This is a genomic window from Granulicatella sp. HMSC31F03, assembly GCF_001807725.1.
GTDB classification, from domain to species: domain Bacteria; phylum Bacillota; class Bacilli; order Lactobacillales; family Aerococcaceae; genus Granulicatella; species Granulicatella adiacens.
This window is the reverse complement of the sequence record NZ_KV790850.1, coordinates 38476-58050: the sequence shown is the minus strand read 5'-3', so window position 1 is coordinate 58050 and position 19575 is coordinate 38476. Positions and strand designations below refer to the sequence as shown.

Annotated in this window: 18 protein-coding genes; 8 read left to right on the top strand and 10 right to left on the bottom strand. The window is 38.7% G+C overall.

The window, feature by feature from the left end; genetic code table 11:
• Nucleotides 1-100: 100 nt before the first annotated feature.
• The 10 genes from HMPREF3106_RS03850 to HMPREF3106_RS03805 form a co-directional block, all read right to left on the bottom strand.
• Nucleotides 101-1093 carry an ADP-ribosylglycohydrolase family protein gene (locus tag HMPREF3106_RS03850; RefSeq protein ID WP_083281592.1) on the bottom strand — a complete coding sequence of 331 codons (993 nt, stop codon included), beginning with the start codon at nucleotides 1091-1093 and terminating at the stop codon, nucleotides 101-103.
• 4 nt (nucleotides 1094-1097) lie between these two features.
• Nucleotides 1098-2516, bottom strand: a complete 1419-nt coding sequence (locus HMPREF3106_RS03845) for a PTS transporter subunit EIIC (RefSeq protein WP_070444538.1) — start codon at nucleotides 2514-2516, stop codon at nucleotides 1098-1100.
• Nucleotides 2500-3357 (bottom strand): PRD domain-containing protein, encoded by an 858-nt coding sequence (locus HMPREF3106_RS03840; RefSeq protein WP_070444536.1) that lies wholly within the window; start codon nucleotides 3355-3357, stop codon nucleotides 2500-2502. The genes HMPREF3106_RS03845 and HMPREF3106_RS03840 overlap by 17 nt, the downstream gene beginning before the upstream one ends.
• Nucleotides 3358-3665: 308 nt before the next feature.
• Nucleotides 3666-4463, bottom strand: a complete 798-nt coding sequence (gene ucpA, locus HMPREF3106_RS03835) for an SDR family oxidoreductase UcpA (protein WP_070444534.1) — start codon at nucleotides 4461-4463, stop codon at nucleotides 3666-3668.
• 180 nt (nucleotides 4464-4643) lie between these two features.
• Nucleotides 4644-5492, bottom strand: a complete 849-nt coding sequence (locus HMPREF3106_RS03830; protein ID WP_070444532.1) for an amino acid ABC transporter substrate-binding protein — start codon at nucleotides 5490-5492, stop codon at nucleotides 4644-4646.
• 9 nt (nucleotides 5493-5501) lie between these two features.
• Complete coding sequence (locus HMPREF3106_RS03825) at nucleotides 5502-6131, bottom strand: amino acid ABC transporter ATP-binding protein (protein WP_070444531.1); 630 nt, start codon at nucleotides 6129-6131, stop codon at nucleotides 5502-5504.
• 12 nt (nucleotides 6132-6143) lie between these two features.
• Nucleotides 6144-6785 carry an amino acid ABC transporter permease gene (locus HMPREF3106_RS03820; RefSeq protein ID WP_070444529.1) on the bottom strand — a complete coding sequence of 214 codons (642 nt, stop codon included), beginning with the start codon at nucleotides 6783-6785 and terminating at the stop codon, nucleotides 6144-6146.
• 165 nt (nucleotides 6786-6950) lie between these two features.
• Nucleotides 6951-7451, bottom strand: coding sequence for a DUF4411 family protein (locus HMPREF3106_RS03815; protein WP_070437035.1), 501 nt, complete (start codon nucleotides 7449-7451; stop codon nucleotides 6951-6953).
• Between the two features lie 6 nt (nucleotides 7452-7457).
• Nucleotides 7458-8552 (bottom strand): ImmA/IrrE family metallo-endopeptidase, encoded by a 1095-nt coding sequence (locus tag HMPREF3106_RS03810; protein WP_070437034.1) that lies wholly within the window; start codon nucleotides 8550-8552, stop codon nucleotides 7458-7460.
• A 123-nt stretch (nucleotides 8553-8675) separates the two neighbouring features.
• Entirely contained in the window at nucleotides 8676-9629 is a 954-nt protein-coding gene (locus HMPREF3106_RS03805; protein ID WP_070437033.1) for a DMT family transporter, read from the bottom strand.
• A gap of 142 nt (nucleotides 9630-9771) precedes the next feature.
• Between HMPREF3106_RS03805 and HMPREF3106_RS03800 the strand changes: the two genes are divergently transcribed.
• From HMPREF3106_RS03800 to HMPREF3106_RS03765, 8 genes are all read left to right on the top strand, one after another.
• Entirely contained in the window at nucleotides 9772-10797 is a 1026-nt protein-coding gene (locus HMPREF3106_RS03800) for a hypothetical protein (protein WP_070437032.1), read from the top strand.
• Between the two features lie 158 nt (nucleotides 10798-10955).
• Nucleotides 10956-12623: an N-acetylmuramoyl-L-alanine amidase gene (locus HMPREF3106_RS03795; RefSeq protein WP_083278696.1), complete on the top strand. Its 1668-nt coding sequence runs from the start codon at nucleotides 10956-10958 to the stop codon at nucleotides 12621-12623.
• Between the two features lie 179 nt (nucleotides 12624-12802).
• On the top strand, nucleotides 12803-15007 hold the full coding sequence (locus HMPREF3106_RS03790; protein ID WP_070444527.1) for a GH25 family lysozyme: 2205 nt from the start codon (nucleotides 12803-12805) through the stop codon (nucleotides 15005-15007).
• 166 nt (nucleotides 15008-15173) lie between these two features.
• Nucleotides 15174-16190, top strand: coding sequence for a DUF6287 domain-containing protein (locus tag HMPREF3106_RS03785; RefSeq protein WP_070444525.1), 1017 nt, complete (start codon nucleotides 15174-15176; stop codon nucleotides 16188-16190).
• 142 nt (nucleotides 16191-16332) lie between these two features.
• Nucleotides 16333-17055: a hypothetical protein gene (locus HMPREF3106_RS03780; RefSeq protein ID WP_070444523.1), complete on the top strand. Its 723-nt coding sequence runs from the start codon at nucleotides 16333-16335 to the stop codon at nucleotides 17053-17055.
• 15 nt (nucleotides 17056-17070) lie between these two features.
• Nucleotides 17071-17805 carry a hypothetical protein gene (locus tag HMPREF3106_RS09535; RefSeq protein ID WP_070444521.1) on the top strand — a complete coding sequence of 245 codons (735 nt, stop codon included), beginning with the start codon at nucleotides 17071-17073 and terminating at the stop codon, nucleotides 17803-17805.
• A 266-nt stretch (nucleotides 17806-18071) separates the two neighbouring features.
• Nucleotides 18072-18749 (top strand): hypothetical protein, encoded by a 678-nt coding sequence (locus tag HMPREF3106_RS03770; RefSeq protein ID WP_070438351.1) that lies wholly within the window; start codon nucleotides 18072-18074, stop codon nucleotides 18747-18749.
• Nucleotides 18750-18764: 15 nt separating this feature from the next.
• The gene (locus HMPREF3106_RS03765; protein WP_246827524.1) at nucleotides 18765-19448 is read left to right on the top strand and encodes a hypothetical protein; all 684 of its coding nucleotides are present in this window, start codon (nucleotides 18765-18767) and stop codon (nucleotides 19446-19448) included.
• Nucleotides 19449-19575 lie beyond the last annotated feature (127 nt).

Genomic DNA, 19575 nt, shown 5'->3' with positions numbered 1-19575 from the left:
TAAATTAATTGTCTAACTTTTTGGGGTCAGTACAAATCCGGGGGTTTTAATTAGACCAATAGCCCTCACTTCAATTATTGAAATGAGGGATTTAGTCTAATTAATAGTTAGCAATTTGAAATAATTTTTCAACGTAAGTATCAAAATATATTTGATTTACATTTTCTAAAAAATCTATCTCTCTTTTTGAAAAAATTGGATTAAATGCTCCACAAATTGCAGTAGAAATCGCTCCGATAGTATCTGAATCTCCAGAAAGATTTGCGGCAATACTTGCGGCCTTTCTAGGATCTCCTCCACTCAATATAATCACAGTAAACACAGATGGAATTGTTTCTATCGTTTCAAAACCTGTCCCATAAACGGTTTCCAATCTACCTATAATATCTGTATCGGATAATTTTTTTAAATCATACCTAAGTAATCTAAGTCTTTCAACTAATGAAGCACCTGGTAATTGAGTTCCGTATTGTTCTCCCTCACGAATAGTTTTTTCTGCTAATGCCCATAATATATCCTCTCTATATTCATTTCTTAATGCAAAGCTTGCTATAGCAGCTATTACTGATGCACCTTGAATTGCAATGCTCGTGTGATGAGTTGGTAAACAAAGCTGTTCTACGGTTTTAACCAGACTACTAATATCATTATAATCCTCTATTATTCCAATAGGTGTCACCTTCATAGCTGCCCCATTTGTCGTCCCAAATTTTCCTGATTCATGATAACTTTTCCCTTTTTTAAGCAGTTCTATGGCTTTTGATGTTGAGGGGCCTATTTGCATTTTACTTTTATCTGGATTCTCATCAGTCCATCTTATTAACATTTTCAAGTACTCTTCAACATCAAAACTTCCATTTTCAATTATAGTATCACAAACTAATAAAGTATTAACTGTATCATCCGTTACCTCACCAGCACGAAAATTTCGACCAAAAAAATCATTATCTGAAGAAGGTAAAAAATCATGAATTCCTTTAGGAAATGTTCTTCTTAGTAAAGACCGAGTCATCATTTCCGAGGGCATTCCCATTGCGTCCCCGTAAGCACAGCCAACTAATAATCCTAAAATTTTATTTTTATCTACCTTCAAGTTCTTAACCTTCTTTCACTTTTTCAACTGAAAAATATGTTAGTGAAAATGTCACAGCAAAAGCAACTAAACAAGCTACAATAGCCCACATAAGGCCACTAATTCCTGCTTCATTAGGATTCACAAACGACATAAATCCTGTCACTCCCATACTGATTGCATACATTGGCGAGTTTGAGAGCGCCAAAATCAATCCTCCTGCAAGTCCACCAGCCATACAAAATCCAAAACGTTTCTTTACTGGAAGAGTTACCCCATAAATTGATGGTTCAATAATACAGAAACAAGCGCTGAGAAATGCTGGTAGGGCAACATTTTTTATTTTGATATCTTTACTTCTTAAAAAGACTGCAAGACATGCAGCCATGTGTGCAAAACTTGCTGGAAAAATCGAAGCAACAATTAGTGTACTTCCTATATTCCCATATTCCATAATACCTAACGTAATCAATGGCCAATGTAAGCCAAAAATAACAAGTGGCTGATATACTAGCGTAATCACAGCAAATGCTAGTATTTTTGAAGTGACAATTAGTGAATTAAATCCAGCTTGTAATAAGTTTTGAAGTATCATTGAAATTGGACCTACTACTAAGACTCCTAAAATTCCAGCTATCAAGATGGTAAAGAATGGAACTAAGAATTGTCTTGTTACTGGTGGCAAAAAAACTTTTAATTTCTTTTCAATCTTAGAGGCTAAAAAGTTAACTAACATGATAGGGATAACTGTCGAAGTATAACCAGTTGCAGGGAAAATTATTGGTATGCCAAGAAATGTTTTAAAAACTGGCATGGCAATAACCGTTTCTGGAAACAGTATAAACATTGGGTCTCCTGAATTAATTGTCTGCGTCATATTTGGAAAGATAAGAAAAGCTCCGATAATCATTCCTACAAAAGGATCTAATCCAAATGCTTTTGCACTAGTGTATCCTAGGATAACTGGAAAGAATGTTAAACAAGTATTCCCAAGATTGGATAAAAGTATATTTGCTCCGTCTCCTTGAGTAATAATACCCGTTGAAAGTAAAATCGAGTTAATTCCTGCAATTATCCCACAGGCACATAGAACTCCTAAACTAGGAACAACGATTTTAGTGATTAATGCTGCAAAGCGATTTAAGAGATTCTCTTCAGTTATAGAACCTTTATCTTCTTCAAACACTTCGTGGATTTCTTTTATGAATTCTTCATACACATCACCTACATTAGTCCCGATTATAATTTGTAGTTTCCCTTCAGCTTCTTGAGTAGATATAATTTGTGGATTATTATCTAAAGCTTTACGATCAGCTTTAGAATTATCTTTCAGCTTTAACCGTAATCGTGTCATACAATGTGTTGCTGATTCCACATTTTCTTTCCCACCAATTTTTTCTACAATAAATTTTGCGACTTTTTGATTATCATTCATTATAATCATCCTTCTCTCCTAATAATCTCTGAATATGAATGATCAAATACGTTAAGGCTTCATTTCCAACTTCGACTTTATATTTCACACGAATAAACTCCTGAATATTTATCGCACACATATACGCTTCATAATAACTTGATTTAAGCATTTCCTTAAGAATTTCACTTTGTGGATCATTCGTAAATTCGTTTTTTAACACTACACTTCTTGAAAAGTACTTTAAGTGACGTATCAAACGGAAATACGCTAAAGATTTTTCATCAAATTTTAAATTAAAATAGTTTGCTATTATTTGAAGTATTTCATCAATGATAATAGTAATTTTTCGTACATTTGATGTTCCTCCACCATCAGCAATTTCGGCATTAATTATATGCATCGCTATAAAGGCAGCCTCATCTATTGGTAATTCAACCCCCGTTTCTTCAAAAATAAACTGAACCGCTTCTTGTCCTAAAATAAACTCATCTGAGTAAAATTTTGAAATTTCATTAATTAGTTCATTCCTAATCACAATCCCTTCATTATAATTTTTTAAGCAATAATGAATATGATCTGCTAAAGATACATAAATACTATCGCTAATTTTTTTCGTTAACGACATTCGTATATTTTTTACAATATGATCAACAATATTAATTTCTGATAGAGGTAATGAGATAATAAGCTTTTGTAAATTTAAATTCATTTCATCAGAGGATAAACAAAACCTTTTTTCAACTAGATTACTATTTATTAATTCGCCCACTTTACGCTTAAAACAAATACCCTTTCCGATTACTATAACTTCATTTCCAAAGTCATCTATAACCGCTGCATTATTATTTAACACCTTCTTAATTTTCATCAAACTCCCCCTTAAATACAAAAAAACTCGTCTCAAAAAATATACTTCCGTTATATTTCAAGAAACGAGTTAAGCTCATTAATGATAACTTCCTCATCAATATTCAATTAAATTTTAACGCTACTACATGTGAAAGTCAATACAATTTAAGGAATAAATCCTAAACAAATAAACTTAAATTCTATTCTCAACTATAATTATAATTGATTATTTTTTCTATTAATGTAAAATACTTTTTGTTACTTTTATAACAATTTTTCTACTACAACAAGAATTCCTATTTTCTATAGACTTCTTGATACTCTCCCCTAATTCGTCCCCATACTCATGGTTTCGGGTAAGGTGCTGCCGCCGTCGATGACGATTTGGCTTCCTGTGAGGTAGCTGGCTTCGTCGCTTCCAAGGAAGGCGAAGAGTTCGCCGACTTCGAGTGGGTCGGCTAAGCGTTTCATTGGCACTCCGACTGCTATGTCTTGGATGGCACTTTCTGGGTTGTCTGGGTTGGATTCAATGGCCATCTTTTCAACCATTGGTGTCCGTGCATATCCGAGTTGTGAGCAGTTCACGCGGATATGGCGGTCTGCGTATTCGACGGCCAAGCATTTTGTCAAGCCCACGAGCGCTGCTTTTGTCATGGCATAAGCTGCTTCACCGGCATCGGCTACGATATCCCCTGTGACGGATGAAGCAATGACGATGCTACCGCCACCTTGTTCGAGCATATAAGGGATGACAGCTTGACACGTATTCCATACGCCTTTGATATTCACATCGATATGGAAGTCGCGCATGTCATCGCTCATTTCTTCAAATGGAGCTAAGCGACAAACCCCAGCGTTGCAACAAACCACGTTCACTTCCCCGAAGGCGTCTTTTGCCTTCTTGGCTGCTTCTTTCATATGGTCTTTGTTGGAAACGTCTCCGACATAAGTGACGATTTCTGCGCCGTAAGTTTCTCTTAATTCTTTTGCCGTTTCTTCGACTTCTGGTAATAAGTCGACAAGGCACATCTCCGCGCCGTATTTGGCATAGACCGTTGCGATTCCCTTTCCGAGTCCAACGGCTGCTCCAGTGATGAGTGCTACTTTCCCTTCTAATTTTTTCATGGTTTTCTCTCCCTTCTTTGAACTTTTCTACACCTTCAGTGTACCTTTTTGTGAGCGCTTTATCAATCTTATTTTCTACCATTTTGAGTTTTTATCCTAATTCCCTTAGATTTTACAGCACACAAAAAATCGCCTTCCAGAAGGTGCCCCTTCTGTCCAGCAATCGTTTTTGTTATTCAATTATTCTTGCCCTTTTACTTCAGGTGTTGCGACATCCTCACCAAACCACTTCTGGCTGATTTGTTGGAAGATGCCTTCTTGATATAGTTCCTTGAAGGCTTCATTCAGCGCTTCGAGTAGCTTCTTATCGGCAGGTCGTACCCCTACCGCAAAGGACTCACTCTCGAATCCTGAAGGAATGGTATCGTACTCGTCGGCGATGCCTTCTGTTGTGAGGTAGTAGTCCGCATATACGCGGTCGATGAGTAAGGCGTCGATACGGTCATTCTTCAAGTCGATAATAGCCTCATTTACGCTTTGGTATTGGTCGGCGTCTCCGCCTTTGACACGGTTCTTCAACACTTCTGGATGTTCTTCAAAATCTAACATCCCAGATGACCCGTTTTGTGCGCCAAGGACTTTACCTGTCATGTCACTGGTCGAGTGAATGTCACTTTTTTTCTTCACGACTAGGATTTGTGTATTTTGCATATAGGGAATCGTGAAGGCGACCTTCTCGCGGCGTTCGTCTGTCGCAGAATACCCATTCCAAATCGCGTCTATCGTCCCGTTTTGTAGTTCCGTCTCCTTCATGTCCCAGTCAATCGGTTGGAAGTGAATGGTAACGCCGAGTTTCTTCGACACATACTGCGCGAGTTCGATATCAAAGCCGGCATAATCGCCATTCTTCTCCTCAAATCCCATCGGCACAAAGGTATTATCGAAGCCGACCGTGATGCTTTTTTGTTGTTGGTATTTATCCCAGTTATCGACTTTTGGGTTACTTGCCTGTTGCGTACAACCCGCCAGGCTCATTACCGCCACCCCAACAAGCGCCAAAAGCCCTAGGATTCCTTTTCGTTTCTTCATAGCGGCCTCCTATTTCGGTTCGAACGTCAAGAGTTCGTCCGCGATGTTTTCGGCAAAGGTTAAATCGTGGGTTACAACAATTTGCGTCATTCCGAGTTCTTTGTTTTGGAGGATTAACTTCTCTACTTCTAGGCGAAGGGCTGGGTCGAGCGCTGACGTTGGTTCGTCGTAGCCGATGATTTCAGGATCAATCATCATCGCACGTGCCAAGGCGACCCGTTGTTTTTGTCCGCCTGAGAGTGAATATGGGAATGCGTCTTCGTGTCCAGCAAGTCCCAGGCGTTCTAAGAGTGCGCGTGCCTTCGTGTTCGCTTCTTCTTGAGGCACCCCGTTCATCTTCACCGGTGAAATCGTTAAGTTTTCTAATACCGATAAATGTGGGAATAATTGGAAGTCTTGGAACACGAATCCTAGTAGTTGGCGCTTTGTAAGTTCATCAAGCGCGATCGGTTCTCCGTTATAGAACACTTCCCCAGAGTCGATGGTTTCCAGTCCTGCTAACATTCGTAGCAAAGTTGTTTTCCCGCCTCCTGAAGGTCCGACGATGGCCAAGATTTTCCCTTCGTGAATGGTTAAGTTGAAATCGGACAAGATTTGTTTATCGCCGAATCGTTTACTTATATTACGTAATTCTAACATTTGCTTGTCCTCCTATTTATAATAACTAAATTTCTTTTCAATTCGTTTGGCCACAAGCGTCACAACCCCGATAATAATAAGGTAAATCGCCCCTGCTAAAAACATCGGAACGAGGCTGGCATCACGGTTAGCTGCGGTACGGCTCGCCAGAATCAGGTCTGAGATTCCAAGCGCGTATACAAGGGATGTATCTTTGACAAGGCTCATGATTTCATTAAAGACACTTGGCAAGACAATCTTCGTCACCTGAGGAAGAACAATATAGCGAATCGTCGCTCCTGGCGTGAATTTCAGCACTTTCGCCGCCTCATACTGCCCTTTTGGAATTGTATCGATCCCCCCGCGGAAAATCTCTGCAAAGTACGCCGCATAGTTGAGCGTGAAAGCAATGAGCGCTGCCGGGAGTCGGTCTAGACGAATGCCGACACTTGGCAAGACGTAATAAATAAAGATGAGTTGGAGTAACAGAGGAGTCCCACGCATCACCCAGATGTAGATGTGGATGAGCCAGTTGAGTGGCTTCCATTTGAGTTGCATCGCAAAAGCAATGAGAATGCCCAGCGGAATCGAGAAGATAAGCACGAGTGCGAACACTTCTAATGTCGTCACTGCTCCGTGTAATAAACTTGGTAAAATTTCGAGTGAATAAGACAAATTAAGGACCTCCATCTGTTAATTGATGGTACATAGTATAGCACAAACGATTTATTTGAAAAAGATGAAAGTTTCATGAGAACGGTCTCAGTTTTAAAGTTTTTTATCCTATTTTCTAAACAAAAAAAAGACCTGTCGAAATCGACAAGTCTTTGAATCTCACTATTAAATACTTAACTCAATTCGCTTGAAGAATTCCAAGCGGTCAATACACTCTACACCAATATCCTTTGCGACATCAGGAATTTTTGCACTTCTTACCGGTCCACCCTTATATAGATTCACGTTCTTTGTTTCTTCAGTTACCAGAATATATTTTTCTTCTTTAGCAATGGCCAGTAACCATGCATCTGCTACCGTTTCTTTAGACCATCCATTTTGTGAATCTAATGCTTCACTTGTATAAACTGGATTATTGCGTACGTTATTCAAAACTTCAGCCCACTGGATCCAGTATTTTCGATGATCAATTGGATTCAAACCACATGTCTCTGTCATATAAGTGTTTAACCAAGCACTATTTTTAGTCTCCTCCATCACAACTCTTGGAACAACGACTTCCTGCTGAAAAGTTTGAACTAATTTCTCCCAAAATGTTGGAAAGTTCCGTTGCGGATAATACCGTTCATAAAATGCAATATAAATATTCGTGTCTAGTAGATACATACCCTATTATCTCTCCCTTAATATTTGATAACCTTTATATCCTACTCCTAATAAACGAAAAGCTTCTGTATACGTAATGCGATCGGATTGAATCGCATTCTCAATATACTGGAAGAAATTTCTATCGATGCGATAACGCGTATTGTATTTATAATCTCCACCTTTACTCTTTGGTTTCGTTTGATTCTTCCACTCATTTTCCCATTCACGCACGTGCATTTGATAGTCTGATTTGGATAAAAATCCTAAGTCCAACAATCGTCTTGCAATCACAAAGCGACTGACTTTAAAAAATAATGCTAATGCGTCAATTGAAGGATGTTCGTCATATCTCATCTTCAATAGGTCGGCAGGCACAAGTACTTCTGCTGTTACCTTATTGACAAAGGCCTCTACTTCATCATACTCCGATTCAAGGGGCGTTTGACCAAGGATTTCCTCTTCTCCTAACAGTAGATGTACAAATTCATGGACTAGCGTAAAGATCTGCGCATTTTTTGTATCTGCTTGATTAATAAAAATAATTGGCGCTTCCTTATCCGACAATACGAAGCCACGGAACTCTTTTGGGTCTAGTAATCTATGGGTATTGTCTTGAAATTTCCCATTCGTAAAAACAAAGACACCTACACGACTGATTCTTCCACGCAAGAACTTAAACACTTCTTCTTTTTTGACTTTTTCGAAATAGTTTTTGCTTAAGTCCAATATCTCCATCACAGCTTGGGCTACAACCATCGCATTATCATCCATCGAAAATCTTCCAATGAAATCAAGTTCCGGTAAACGTTCTTCTTTTAGAAATGCTTGCTTTGACTTCATCTCTTCAATCGTGTCTCTTAATTCCCTAGAAGGTTCTCCAATAAATTCTGAGTTTACCGTTCTAAAAGGAATCTCAATTTTCTTCTCAGGGATGACTTCATCACTAAGTAACACTCCTAAAGGAATCCGAAAATGTTTCGCCATCTCTGATAATTGGTTAAAGGAAGGTGTTCTCTCTCCCGTTAAAAACTGACCGAATCGTTTACTGACTTTTTGTTCCATAAATTCTTTCGATAATCCCGATTTCTCGAAATAATAATTTAACACTGCCGTATTCATTCGCTCACTTCCTTTCCTAGTTTCAATTATTATACCAGAAATAACTTCGAAATCATCATGATTAGAAAAAATTTTTATTCAAAAACCGCAACTGGATTCGCTCCAATTGCGGTTTGATTTTTCTTATTCAATAATGCCTTGTTCCACTTTCCGGCGTTCTTTGAGAAGGTCACGTACTGAAATCAAGACCACTGCTCCGAGTATCATCGCCATTCCTACAAAATCAATGGCATAAAAATGCTCGTTCATAATGAGAAAGGCAAAGAAGACGGCAGAAATGGGTTCAACCGCAGCAATCAAACTACTTTTCACCGGACCGATGTAACTCGTCCCTTTTAGGAACATCGTATAAGAAATGACCGTTCCGATAAGGATAATTCCCGTTAATGCAGCCAGAATATCAACACTATATTCTAGTTGAAGGGTCGTGAGTCCACTCATTGGGAAAAGAATGACTCCTGCAATCACCATTCCTACGCCAATCACCGTTAGACTTCCATACGTTTGGATGAGTTTAATCGGAAGCATAATATAGATGGCATAGGTGAACGCACTGAAGATACCCCAGAATAGCCCTAGTGGTGTGACGCTAAGTTGATTCCACTGACCATGTGTCGCAATTAAGAAGGTTCCCGCCATCGCAAGAACAATTGAGGTCACTTCAGACGCAGTCGGCGCCGTACGATTTTTCAAGCAGATGTACACGAGAATAATGACCGGACAGAGATATTGCAAGACCGTTGCCGTTCCAGCATTACTCAAGGCGATTGCTTGTAAATACGAAAATTGATTTAAGAATAATCCTACAAAGGCAAAAATAACAATTTTGACGTAATTGCTCTTCTCCTTAAAAAACGCGCTTAGCTGCTCTCGGTTGAAGAGATAACTCATAAGAAGCAGTAGCGTCCCAGAGATAATCAGTCGTAAATCCGTCAAGGCAAGTACACCCATCCCGTGCGCCATCAAGTACTGACCACTCGCTCCACTCATCCCCCAGGCAATCCCCGCAAAGAGCGTCATTAAGGTTCCTTTTAGAATTTTTTGTTTTGGTTGTTTTGTAATGTCTCTATTTTTCATAAATCCGATTATAGCATAAAAAAGAACGATTATTGCTGAAGGAAAAAGTAAATTTTTCGTGAATTTTGTTAATATAGTTTGAACTTCAAAAGAATTTTTGGTATAGTAAGAACGTTCATTTTTGAAAAACAGGGAGGAAAATATGAATAAAATTACAAAACTTACTTTTATGACTGCAGCAATGTTTCTTTTATCTGCTCAAGCGGTCTACGCAGAAAATGCACCTGCTGAAACGACAGAAGCCACAACGGTAGCTCCTGTAGAAAACGACGCAGACAACCACGAGAATGAAGTCGTGGAAGAATATCAACCAAAAGAAGAGCCTTTTACTGGTTTTACTTCTAGAGATGGCGTGACGTATTATCACGTGAATAATGTTCCAATTACTTCTCAATGGAGAAAAATTAACGAAAAATGGTACTATTTCAACGAAGAAGGCATCATGCAAAAAAGTGCAATCGTTGACGGTTACCTTCTCCAAGATACAGGAGAAATGGCACAAAAAGAGACTGTTAAAATTGGAGAAAATACTTTTTACGCAGACGAAAATGGAAGAATTGTTTATAACTCATTAGTGGAAACCGTTAATGAAGGGGAATTCCTGTACTTTAATGCTAAAGGACATTTAGAACCAAATCCTCAAGCCTATGGATACCTTGTTGGGGATAACGGCATCATCCGTAAAAATGCCTGGGTTGAAAAGGATGGCAAATGGTATTACGCCGATCATAACGGAAAAATGGTTCGTAACACTTGGCAAGGGGCCTACTATCTTAAAGAGAATGGAGAAATGGCTAAGAACGAATGGATTTACGACAAGAACTACTCTAGCTGGTACTATTTAGCAGAAAATGGTCATTACGTTAGTGATAAATGGGAAAAAGTTAATGGCTTGTGGTATCATTTCCGTCGTGGCGGAGAACTAGATACAAATCAATGGGTCGGTTCTTACTACGTCAAAGGTAGCGGGTCAATGGCTGTAAACGAATGGGTATACGACAAGAACTATTCTAGCTGGTACTACTTTGATGGCAATGGCTTCTACATCACTGATAAGTGGGAAAAAATCAATGGCAAATGGTATCACTTCCGTCGTGGTGGAGAATTAGATACAAACAAATGGATTGACTCTTACTATGTTACTGCAGATGGCTCAATGAGAGAATAATCATCCAGTTTCAAACCAACTACTCCGGTAGTTGGTTTTTTGTTTATTCTTTCAACTAAATCTACTTTTGAACTTTGTATGAACAAAGTGTTAAAACATTGAACCCCTTCCCCCTTTTTGATACACTGATGACGTAAAAAAAGATTCAGGAGGAACCTATGAAAAAAGCAACAAAACTCACTTTTTTAACCGCTGCTCTTTCTCTCTTTCTTCCTCAGTTCGTGTTAGCAGAAACCGTCACAGATACAACGACGACTCTTCCAACAACGAGTGAAGAAACAACGCAGCTTCCAACAACTCAGCAAGAAGAAACGACGACGGAGAAGACTACGGAGGCTCCCGTCTCCCTTCCAACCGATGCTAAAAATGATATCTATTATTACAAGCCAGGGGAACGTCCACCTTATACGGGTATTTTGAGAGCTGATGGCAACATTTACTATCATGAGAAGGATAAACCAGTTACTTCCACTTGGAAATGGGCAGAAAATCGTTACTTCTACTTTGGCGAGGATGGAAAAATGGTCAGAAACGGCCTCACACCAGACGGGTATTTGGTAGATAATGAAGGAATGCTCGTCTCACCAGGCTGGAGCTACCAAGGTGGAAAATGGTACTACGCTCTTTCAGGGGGAAAAGTTTTCCGTGGAGATTGGAAGAAAATTGATGGCGTTTGGTACGCATTCCACGATAATGGTGTGATGTACTCTCACGAATGGAGTGGCAGCTATTTCTTAAAAGATAGCGGTGCGATGGCCGATAACGAATGGGTTTTCGACAGAAACTACAATAGCTGGTTCTACATTAAGCCAGGTGGTGTTTACGCAAGCCGTCAATGGAAAGGCGACTACTACTTGAAGTCTGGCGGCTATATGGCTAAGAGCGAATTCATTTACGATCCAAATTACAAAGCGACGTACTATTTAAAAGAAGACGGCTCTTATGCGCGTAGTCAATGGCTTTTAATTCAGAACAAATGGTATCATTTCCAAAAAGCTGGTGAAATGGACAAAAATAAATGGGTTGGCGCTTACTATGTAAAAGAAGACGGTTCAATGGCCGAGAAAGAATGGATTTACGACGGCTCTTATGGTGGATGGTTCTACTTACAAGAAGGCGGTTCTTATGTGCGTAACCTCTTCACTATCGATGGTAAAAAGCATGTTTTCCAATCTGATGGTCTTTGGGTCGCTGAAGTTCCTGAAGCCGTGAATTACGGACAATACAAAAATGTTATCTTCCTTGACCCAGGGCACGGCGGGAAAGATCCTGGCGCAGTCTATAATGGGCTTCGCGAAAAAGATTTGAATATGCAAATTTATCGTAAACTACGTAGCGAATTAGAAAGACTTGGGTATACGGTTCTTACTTCTAGGGATAAAGATGAATTTGTCGACTTCGTAACAGAACGTTCTCAAATGGCGAATAAAACCGATGCGGACTTCTTCATTAGTATCCACTTCAACGCTTCTGGTGTTCGTGGACAAAGTCGCAGTGGTGTTGAAACTTATATTTATGAAGCCGATGAAGATCTTCCACCTCGTATTAATAAGGAAGCTCATGACAATCCCCTTCGTATGAGTGAAAGTAAACGTCTAGCTGAGAATCTACACGCTTCGATTATTGAAAAATCAGGGGCTAAAGACCGTGGCATTCGTGGTGCAAGTTTTGCCGTGCTTCGTGAAACTGCAAAACCCGCTGTGTTATTAGAACTTGGCTATATGGATGGCCCTGAAAGCAAGAAAATCAGTGATAGTGCTTATCAAGATAAGCTTGTTGCGGGAATTGTGAGTGGCATTCAAAACTTCTACAAAACTACTAAATAATGCATCAATTTCATCAAAAGTCTCATCCATGGGGTGAGGCTTTTTTGTTCTCTCTTTCCCTTTTTTCAATCAAAAAAAGACTAATTATTAAGATTGCAAGGAAGCGCTTAGGTTTATTTGAACCTTCCACTCTCATTTGTTATATTGAAATGGTATCACATGAAAAAAGGGAGGAAAAAATGAAAAAATATACAAGACTGACGTTTATTACTAGTGCAATGATGATGCTATCAACGCAAGCAGTCTTCGCACAAACAACCGTAGACGAGAAACCATCAGAAGTGACGACAAGCGAAGTAACTACTGTCGCCCCTACTACTCAAGAAGAGACAACAACCACCACGACAACTGAACAAGTTCGTACTCGTAGAAAACGTGAAGTATCTAATGAAGAATCGCAAACGAAAGAAGTTGAAAAGTCCACTTATACGGGCTTTGTAACAAGAGATGGAGTCACTTATTACCATATCAATAAGGTGCCTATCACTCGTCAATGGAAGCAGATTGACCAAAAATGGTATTACTTCGATGAAGAAGGAAAAATGCTTAAAAATACAACCTTTGATGGGTATGCCTTTGATCACGAAGGGGTCATGGGTACGAATCAATGGATGACGATTCAAGGAGAACGCTACTACGTTACTGAATCTGGAAAATACCTCAAAGATGCTTGGAAACAATTCGACGGCAAATGGTACTACTTCGACCGTGCAGGTAGAATGCAGAAGAATACTCTTGTAAATGGCTACCTGATGGGCGATAATGGCGCACTCGTTACCAATCGTTGGGTGACGTTCAATGAAAAGTGGTACTACGCCCAAGAAGACGGAAAAGCCGTTCAAAACGCTTGGAAACAAATCAATGGAAAATGGTATATGTTCCATCAAGATGGCACCATGTACGCCAATGAATTTAACTGGAACTACTATCATAAAGATAGCGGTGAATTGGCCGATGATGAATGGGTATTTGATACAACCTACAATAGCTGGTTCTATATCAAACCTGGTGGTACTTATGCCCGAAATGAATGGAAAGGTGCCTTCTACTTGAAGTCAGGCGGTTATATGGCTAAGTCCGAGTTCATTTATGACTCCAACTATAAAGCGACCTACTATCTTGAAGAAAACGGGAAATACGCCGCAGATAAGTGGATGCAACTAAACGGGAAATGGTATCACTTCCAAAAAGCGGGAGAAATGGACAAGAATAAATGGGTCGGTTCTTACTACGTTAAAGACGACGGTACGATGGCTGATAAAGAATGGATTTTCGATAAAGGCTATAATAATTGGTTCTACATTCAAGAAGGCGGCCTATATGTCCGTAATAAATGGCTTGAGTTAAATCAAGAATGGTACTTCTTCAAAAATGACGGCCAAATGGCTCAAAGAGAATGGGTTGGCGATTACTATCTCAAAGCAGATGGAAAAATTGCGAAAAACCAAATGATTTACGATCAAAAATACGGTTCTTCCTACTATCTTGAATCCGATGGTCGCTACGCAAAAAATAAATGGGTGAAAGTTGGCCAGTACTGGTACTACTTCCTCTCTAATGGGAAAGTAGCCCGTCAACAATGGATTGATGGCAAGTACTACGTCTTCGATAATGGTAAAATGGCAACAGGAAAACATATCATCGATCATTATGAATATGTCTTTGACGATAACGGGAATGTCCTCAGTAAAAAAGCGGCCGACATCGGCTGGGTCGAAAAGAATGGCAAACGTTATTTCTATAATGGTGCCTCTCAACGTCTTGGGGACGAGCATACAAAGAAAGTCATGGACGTGAGCGAACACCAAGGTCACATCTCCAACTGGGAAAGCATCATCCGTGAAAATGGTATCGATGCGGTGATCGTTCGCATTGGATATACAGGTGCTGAAGATAAACATCTCGCCAATAATATTCGTGAACTAAACCGCCTAGGCGTTCCATACGGCATTTACCTTTACACTTACGCTTCTAACGATGAAGATGGCGTCAAAGATGCTAATCTCACATTAGAACTCATCAAAAGATACAATATCAAACCAACCTACCCAATCTATTACGATATTGAAGATTGGCGTTATGAAAATGGTTCTAAAGTAGCCCCAACAGATACCGCTACATGGGTGAAAATCTGGAAAGCTTATCAAGAAACGATGTCAAAAGCTGGCTATACGAACGTACGTATTTACAGTTATCAATATCTCTTACAAAATCGCTTGAATCATCCGGATATCTTAAAATATGTCGACTGGGTGGCGGCTTATACTCCACAACTTAGATACCAACTTCCATACAGCCAACCAAGCTGGGGATGGCAATACACTTCTACAGAGTATGTAAAAGGCTTAGGTCTAGTGGATATGAGCGTTTGGTTTGGACGCTAAACTCAATCGTTTGTTCCATAAAAATGAAAGCTCCTTTGGATTTTTCCAAGGAGCTTTTTGTGTGTTTTGCTTCATTTGCCTATCTTCTTCCTAAATTTCTTTAGACATGTACTCTCTTCTTCTGTATAATGAAAACAGATTTATTCTTTCATTAAGGAGAACGATTATGAAAAATAGAAAACTCATTTTCACTCTATTATCTTGTTCTTTCGTTTTAGGCGCATGCCAAACGACTACAGATACTAGTAAAGAAACAACAACTTCAGAAACGACTACCCTAGAAACAACGACAGCTTCTCAGACAACCACTGCTTCCAAGGAATCCAGCTTAACGTTGCACTCTTTCGATGAAGTTCTTCAAGCTTACGCAAAAGTCCTAGCAGGAGGAGAACCAGATGGAACGACAATCAATCGTTCCGCTCTTCAAGCCGTTCCTAAAGGCGACGTTGAACCAAAGTTTAAAGGAATTTCATATGCCTTTTACGATTTGAATCAAGACGGAACGGATGAACTTCTGATCGCACTAAAAGACAGCCGCAATGGATACACTTTACTAGATATTTATTCGAATACTGGAGGGTCGCTTGCAAAATTAACCAATCCTTCAAATCAAATGGAAGGTATTGGAAATGAACGCACAACTCTCACCCTTCGAGAAGACCGCTCACTATTATTGAGCACTCCGATTAATCAAGAATTTATTTTATTTAAATTAAATAAAGAAGGGAAAGAGCTTGAAGAAGTCTCTAAAACAAATAATCTAGAAGATGTGAAGAAATACCCAAAAGAATTCAATTTACAAAACTTAACATGGAATGCTTTAACGAAAAACACTGCTTCTTCCAAATCAACATCTACTTCTATGGATCTTGACGCCATTCAAAACGGTGATTTTTCAAGTATTGCTGGAATATGGAAAAACGGAAAAGGTCAAACCTTAACCTTCGATAAAAACGGTCTTGTGAGTACCACTGAAAAATTGGGGAAACCAAAGATGGACCGAGGATATTTAACCGTTGCTGTTAACACGAATACTAGTGGCTATTCAATCATCTTCCTACCTGCTGGAAATAAATTTACAATGGTTCCAAAAGAAGATCCATCAGACCAAACTGTCAATCGTATTTGGGCAGGACAAGGTTCAAGTGGTGATCCAAGAGAATTCTTTTATAAAGTTGAGTAAAATCTACATAAGGTTGGCAATCCTTGCCAACCTTATTTTTATTTATACTTTCCCTTCTTCTTCATTCTTCGCTCAAAACTTCACTTTATAACGATTCCATTTAATGTTAGAATAAAGGTAACCAACTTTAGGAGGTAACTTTATGTTGACTAAAACAAAGAAGATACTTGTCGGATTCTTGTCATTCTCTACATTACTCGTGATTGCTGGTTGTCAGCCTTCTCCATCGCAGTCTTCCCAAACAAATGAAGTTTCTCAAACAAATGAAACTTCTCAAACAACAAAAGCTCCACAAGATCTTACACAAGATCAACAAGGAACTTGGGAATGGACCGATCAACAAATGACGATTCAGAAAGTATTCCTAGCTACTGATATCAAAAAGCTTGCCCTTGTACTAATGCTTGATGACTTTGATAATGTTAAGATGACGATGTCCATTAAAGACAATACAGTTGAATTGAAGTACCGTTTTGATTACAAAGAACTGTATAAGGATTTTGCATATGCAACAGGATTGAAAAAAGGGGATTTTGAATCGTATTTAAAAAATAGAATTGACGAATTTAAGAAGTATATTCCAAATATGAAACATACAAAGATTACTTTAGACGAACCTAATCATGCCTTTGATTATTCTCTAACCGGAGAAATCGACACGAAGAAACATACGATTACGTTCCCTGAAACACCTGCATTTTTAGATACAATTGTTATGGGAACAACGTTTAACCTACTCGTACCAATTACTTATACTTACACCGTTGAAGGTAACCAAATAACACTTTATGCTGAAGGCAAAGACGAACTCGGCCGTTTTAAAGTAATGCGTCTTCGTTTCAACTATGTAGGAGACAATAACTAGAAGGAGTGATAAATCATGAACAATATGAAAAAAAGTTCCCTATGGATGTTTTCCCTTCTTGTTCTTCTATTTGTATCAGGATGTGGACAACAACAGCAGCAACAACAAACAACTGCAGAAACTACAACAGTTGCAGAAACTACAACAGTTGGAGAAACTACCACAGTAACACCTACCCCAGTATCACTCGAAGGAGACTGGAAAGCTGTAGATTTTAGAGATACTGTGGAACGTACTTTCTTAATTTACTTTGATGATGGTAATAGTCGATTAAAGGTTACAGAAGCCTTTCAAGAGATCGTTCCGACTCTAACAATTAAAGGAACAGATGTAACTTATTCTTATAGTGCTGATATGAATAAATATATTGATTTTTATGCTGAACGGTATAAAGAAGATTATCCTACAAAAGAAGAAGCTACTGCCGTTCTTCTAGGCACTATAGAAGAGAAATTTAAATCTTTTAAACATCAAACTGGAACCGTTGATAATAATACAAAAGTGTTAACCGCGACGTTAAAAGATGGGGTTTTAAACGAGAATGCAAAAACGATTGTATTCCCTGAAATTCCAAACATTTTGGGAGTTCTGCCTCTTTATATTAATTCTAGAGAAGTACCAATTACTTATCACTATGAATTAAATGGTGACGTTCTTACAATTTATGCTGAGAAAACGTACGAAGAAACTGGTGCTCATCTTGTTTATCCAATAAAATTTAAGAAAGTTTCAGATACTAAAACAAATTAAATACCCTACTACCCCTTTGAGATTTTCTCAAAGGGATTTTTTGCACATAAAAGACCTTTAAAAGCTCAAACGGTAAGAGAATCATCTGAATAATATTTTTACGTTTTACATTTTGAAACATCAGTGAAATTAAAAGGTACCTTCAAGATTTTCAAAAGGCTGTTTCATGATGCCCATCATTCATATGAGATTACGCTCAAAATTTCACTTTATAACTATTCCATTTAATGATAAAATGAAGACAACCAACTTTAGGAGGCACGTTTATGTTTTATAAGATTAAGAAGATGATTTTAGGATTCTTGGCCTTTGCCGCTTTACTCCTCATTGCAGGTTGTCAGGCATCCACACAGCAAGCACCTAAAACTCCACAAGATTTAACAAAAGACCAACAAGGCACTTGGCAATGGACAGAACAACAATTGACGTTGCAAAAGGTATTCCTTGCTACTAATGTGGAATCCCGCGCAGCAGCACTTATGTTGGATGACTTAGATAATGTCAATATGACGATGACGATTAAAGACAAGACGGTTGAATTGAAGTATCGTTTTGACTATCTCAGAATTTACGAAGATCAATATAAAGGACAAAACCTTACGACACCTGATTTCAAAACATATGTCCAAAAGAAAACAGAAGATTTAAAAGCCTATGTAGCGACTCTTCAACATACCAAAATCACAGTCGACGAAGCAAACTACGCATATGACTATACGCTAACAGGAACTATTGATCTGGACAATCACACGATTACTTTCCCAGAAACTCCAACATTCCTAAGCAGAATCATCTTAGGACCTACTTCCAACCCACTGGAGGCTATGACGTATAACTATACAGTGGAGGGAAAACAAATGACCCTTTCTGTTGAGGGCAAAAACGATAAAGGTTTGAAACTTGTGATGCGTCTTCGTTTCAACTACACAGAAGAGAACAAATAGAAGGAGTGATGAATGATGAAAATGATGAAAAAAATTTCGCTATGGACAATGTCGCTTCTTACTCTTCTATTCGTTGCAGGATGTGCTGAACAAAAGCCAGAACAAACGACTGCTGAAACAACAACAGAAGCCCCTGCTCCAGTCGCCCTTGAAGGTGAATGGCAAGCAATCGACTTTAGAGATACAATAGAACGTACATTTTTATATACTTACAAGGACGCATATACCCGATTGAAAGTAACAGAGGCTTTCGAAGATGTCTCTCCTACGTTAACCATCGAAGGAACAAAGGTGACTTATACCTATACTGTGGATATGAATAAATATTTCGAGTTCTTTGCTGAAGCACATAAAGATATCGCTAAGGACAAGGCAGAAGCTGCTAGAGTACTTGCTGCAAATGCTCAAAAGAATATTAAAAAATCGGAAGACTTATCTGGTACTTACAATGATGAAACTTATATCTTCAAAGGAAAACAAGAAGGTGGCGTTTTAGACACAAACGCAAAAACGATTGTCTTCCCGGATGTTCCAAATCTATTTGGTATTCTTCCACTTTATATTTCTTCAAAAGAAGTCCCAATTACGTATCACTATGAGGTCAACGGCGATATTCTTACGATGTACGCTGAAAAGGTCTTTAAAGAAAATGGAATTCGTTTGGTTTATCCGATGAAATTTAAGAAAGTGCAAAAATAATTCACTGCCCTTTGAGATTTTCTCAAAGGGTTTTTGTGTGCAAAAAAATATATATCTCCTGCTCTATTAAAATACTCTAGAACCTTCGGTTCGGTATAGTCATGATAACTGCTACACCGGGTTGAGC

What these genes read in the sequence shown, in the direction of transcription:
- HMPREF3106_RS03845 (WP_070444538.1), bottom strand. Translation starts at nt 2,516, where the DNA reads ATGATTATAATGAATGATAATCAAAAAGTCGCAAAATTTATTGTAGAA.
- HMPREF3106_RS03840 (WP_070444536.1), bottom strand. Translation starts at nt 3,357, where the DNA reads ATGAAAATTAAGAAGGTGTTAAATAATAATGCAGCGGTTATAGATGAC.
- ucpA (WP_070444534.1), bottom strand. Translation starts at nt 4,463, where the DNA reads ATGAAAAAATTAGAAGGGAAAGTAGCACTCATCACTGGAGCAGCCGTT.
- HMPREF3106_RS03830 (WP_070444532.1), bottom strand. Translation starts at nt 5,492, where the DNA reads ATGAAGAAACGAAAAGGAATCCTAGGGCTTTTGGCGCTTGTTGGGGTG.
- HMPREF3106_RS03825 (WP_070444531.1), bottom strand. Translation starts at nt 6,131, where the DNA reads ATGTTAGAATTACGTAATATAAGTAAACGATTCGGCGATAAACAAATC.
- HMPREF3106_RS03815 (WP_070437035.1), bottom strand. Translation starts at nt 7,451, where the DNA reads ATGTATCTACTAGACACGAATATTTATATTGCATTTTATGAACGGTAT.
- HMPREF3106_RS03810 (WP_070437034.1), bottom strand. Translation starts at nt 8,552, where the DNA reads ATGAATACGGCAGTGTTAAATTATTATTTCGAGAAATCGGGATTATCG.
- HMPREF3106_RS03805 (WP_070437033.1), bottom strand. Translation starts at nt 9,629, where the DNA reads ATGAAAAATAGAGACATTACAAAACAACCAAAACAAAAAATTCTAAAA.
- HMPREF3106_RS03800 (WP_070437032.1), top strand. Translation starts at nt 9,772, where the DNA reads ATGAATAAAATTACAAAACTTACTTTTATGACTGCAGCAATGTTTCTT.
- HMPREF3106_RS03795 (WP_083278696.1), top strand. Translation starts at nt 10,956, where the DNA reads ATGAAAAAAGCAACAAAACTCACTTTTTTAACCGCTGCTCTTTCTCTC.
- HMPREF3106_RS03790 (WP_070444527.1), top strand. Translation starts at nt 12,803, where the DNA reads ATGAAAAAATATACAAGACTGACGTTTATTACTAGTGCAATGATGATG.
- HMPREF3106_RS03785 (WP_070444525.1), top strand. Translation starts at nt 15,174, where the DNA reads ATGAAAAATAGAAAACTCATTTTCACTCTATTATCTTGTTCTTTCGTT.
- HMPREF3106_RS03780 (WP_070444523.1), top strand. Translation starts at nt 16,333, where the DNA reads ATGTTGACTAAAACAAAGAAGATACTTGTCGGATTCTTGTCATTCTCT.
- HMPREF3106_RS09535 (WP_070444521.1), top strand. Translation starts at nt 17,071, where the DNA reads ATGAACAATATGAAAAAAAGTTCCCTATGGATGTTTTCCCTTCTTGTT.
- HMPREF3106_RS03770 (WP_070438351.1), top strand. Translation starts at nt 18,072, where the DNA reads ATGTTTTATAAGATTAAGAAGATGATTTTAGGATTCTTGGCCTTTGCC.
- HMPREF3106_RS03765 (WP_246827524.1), top strand. Translation starts at nt 18,765, where the DNA reads ATGAAAATGATGAAAAAAATTTCGCTATGGACAATGTCGCTTCTTACT.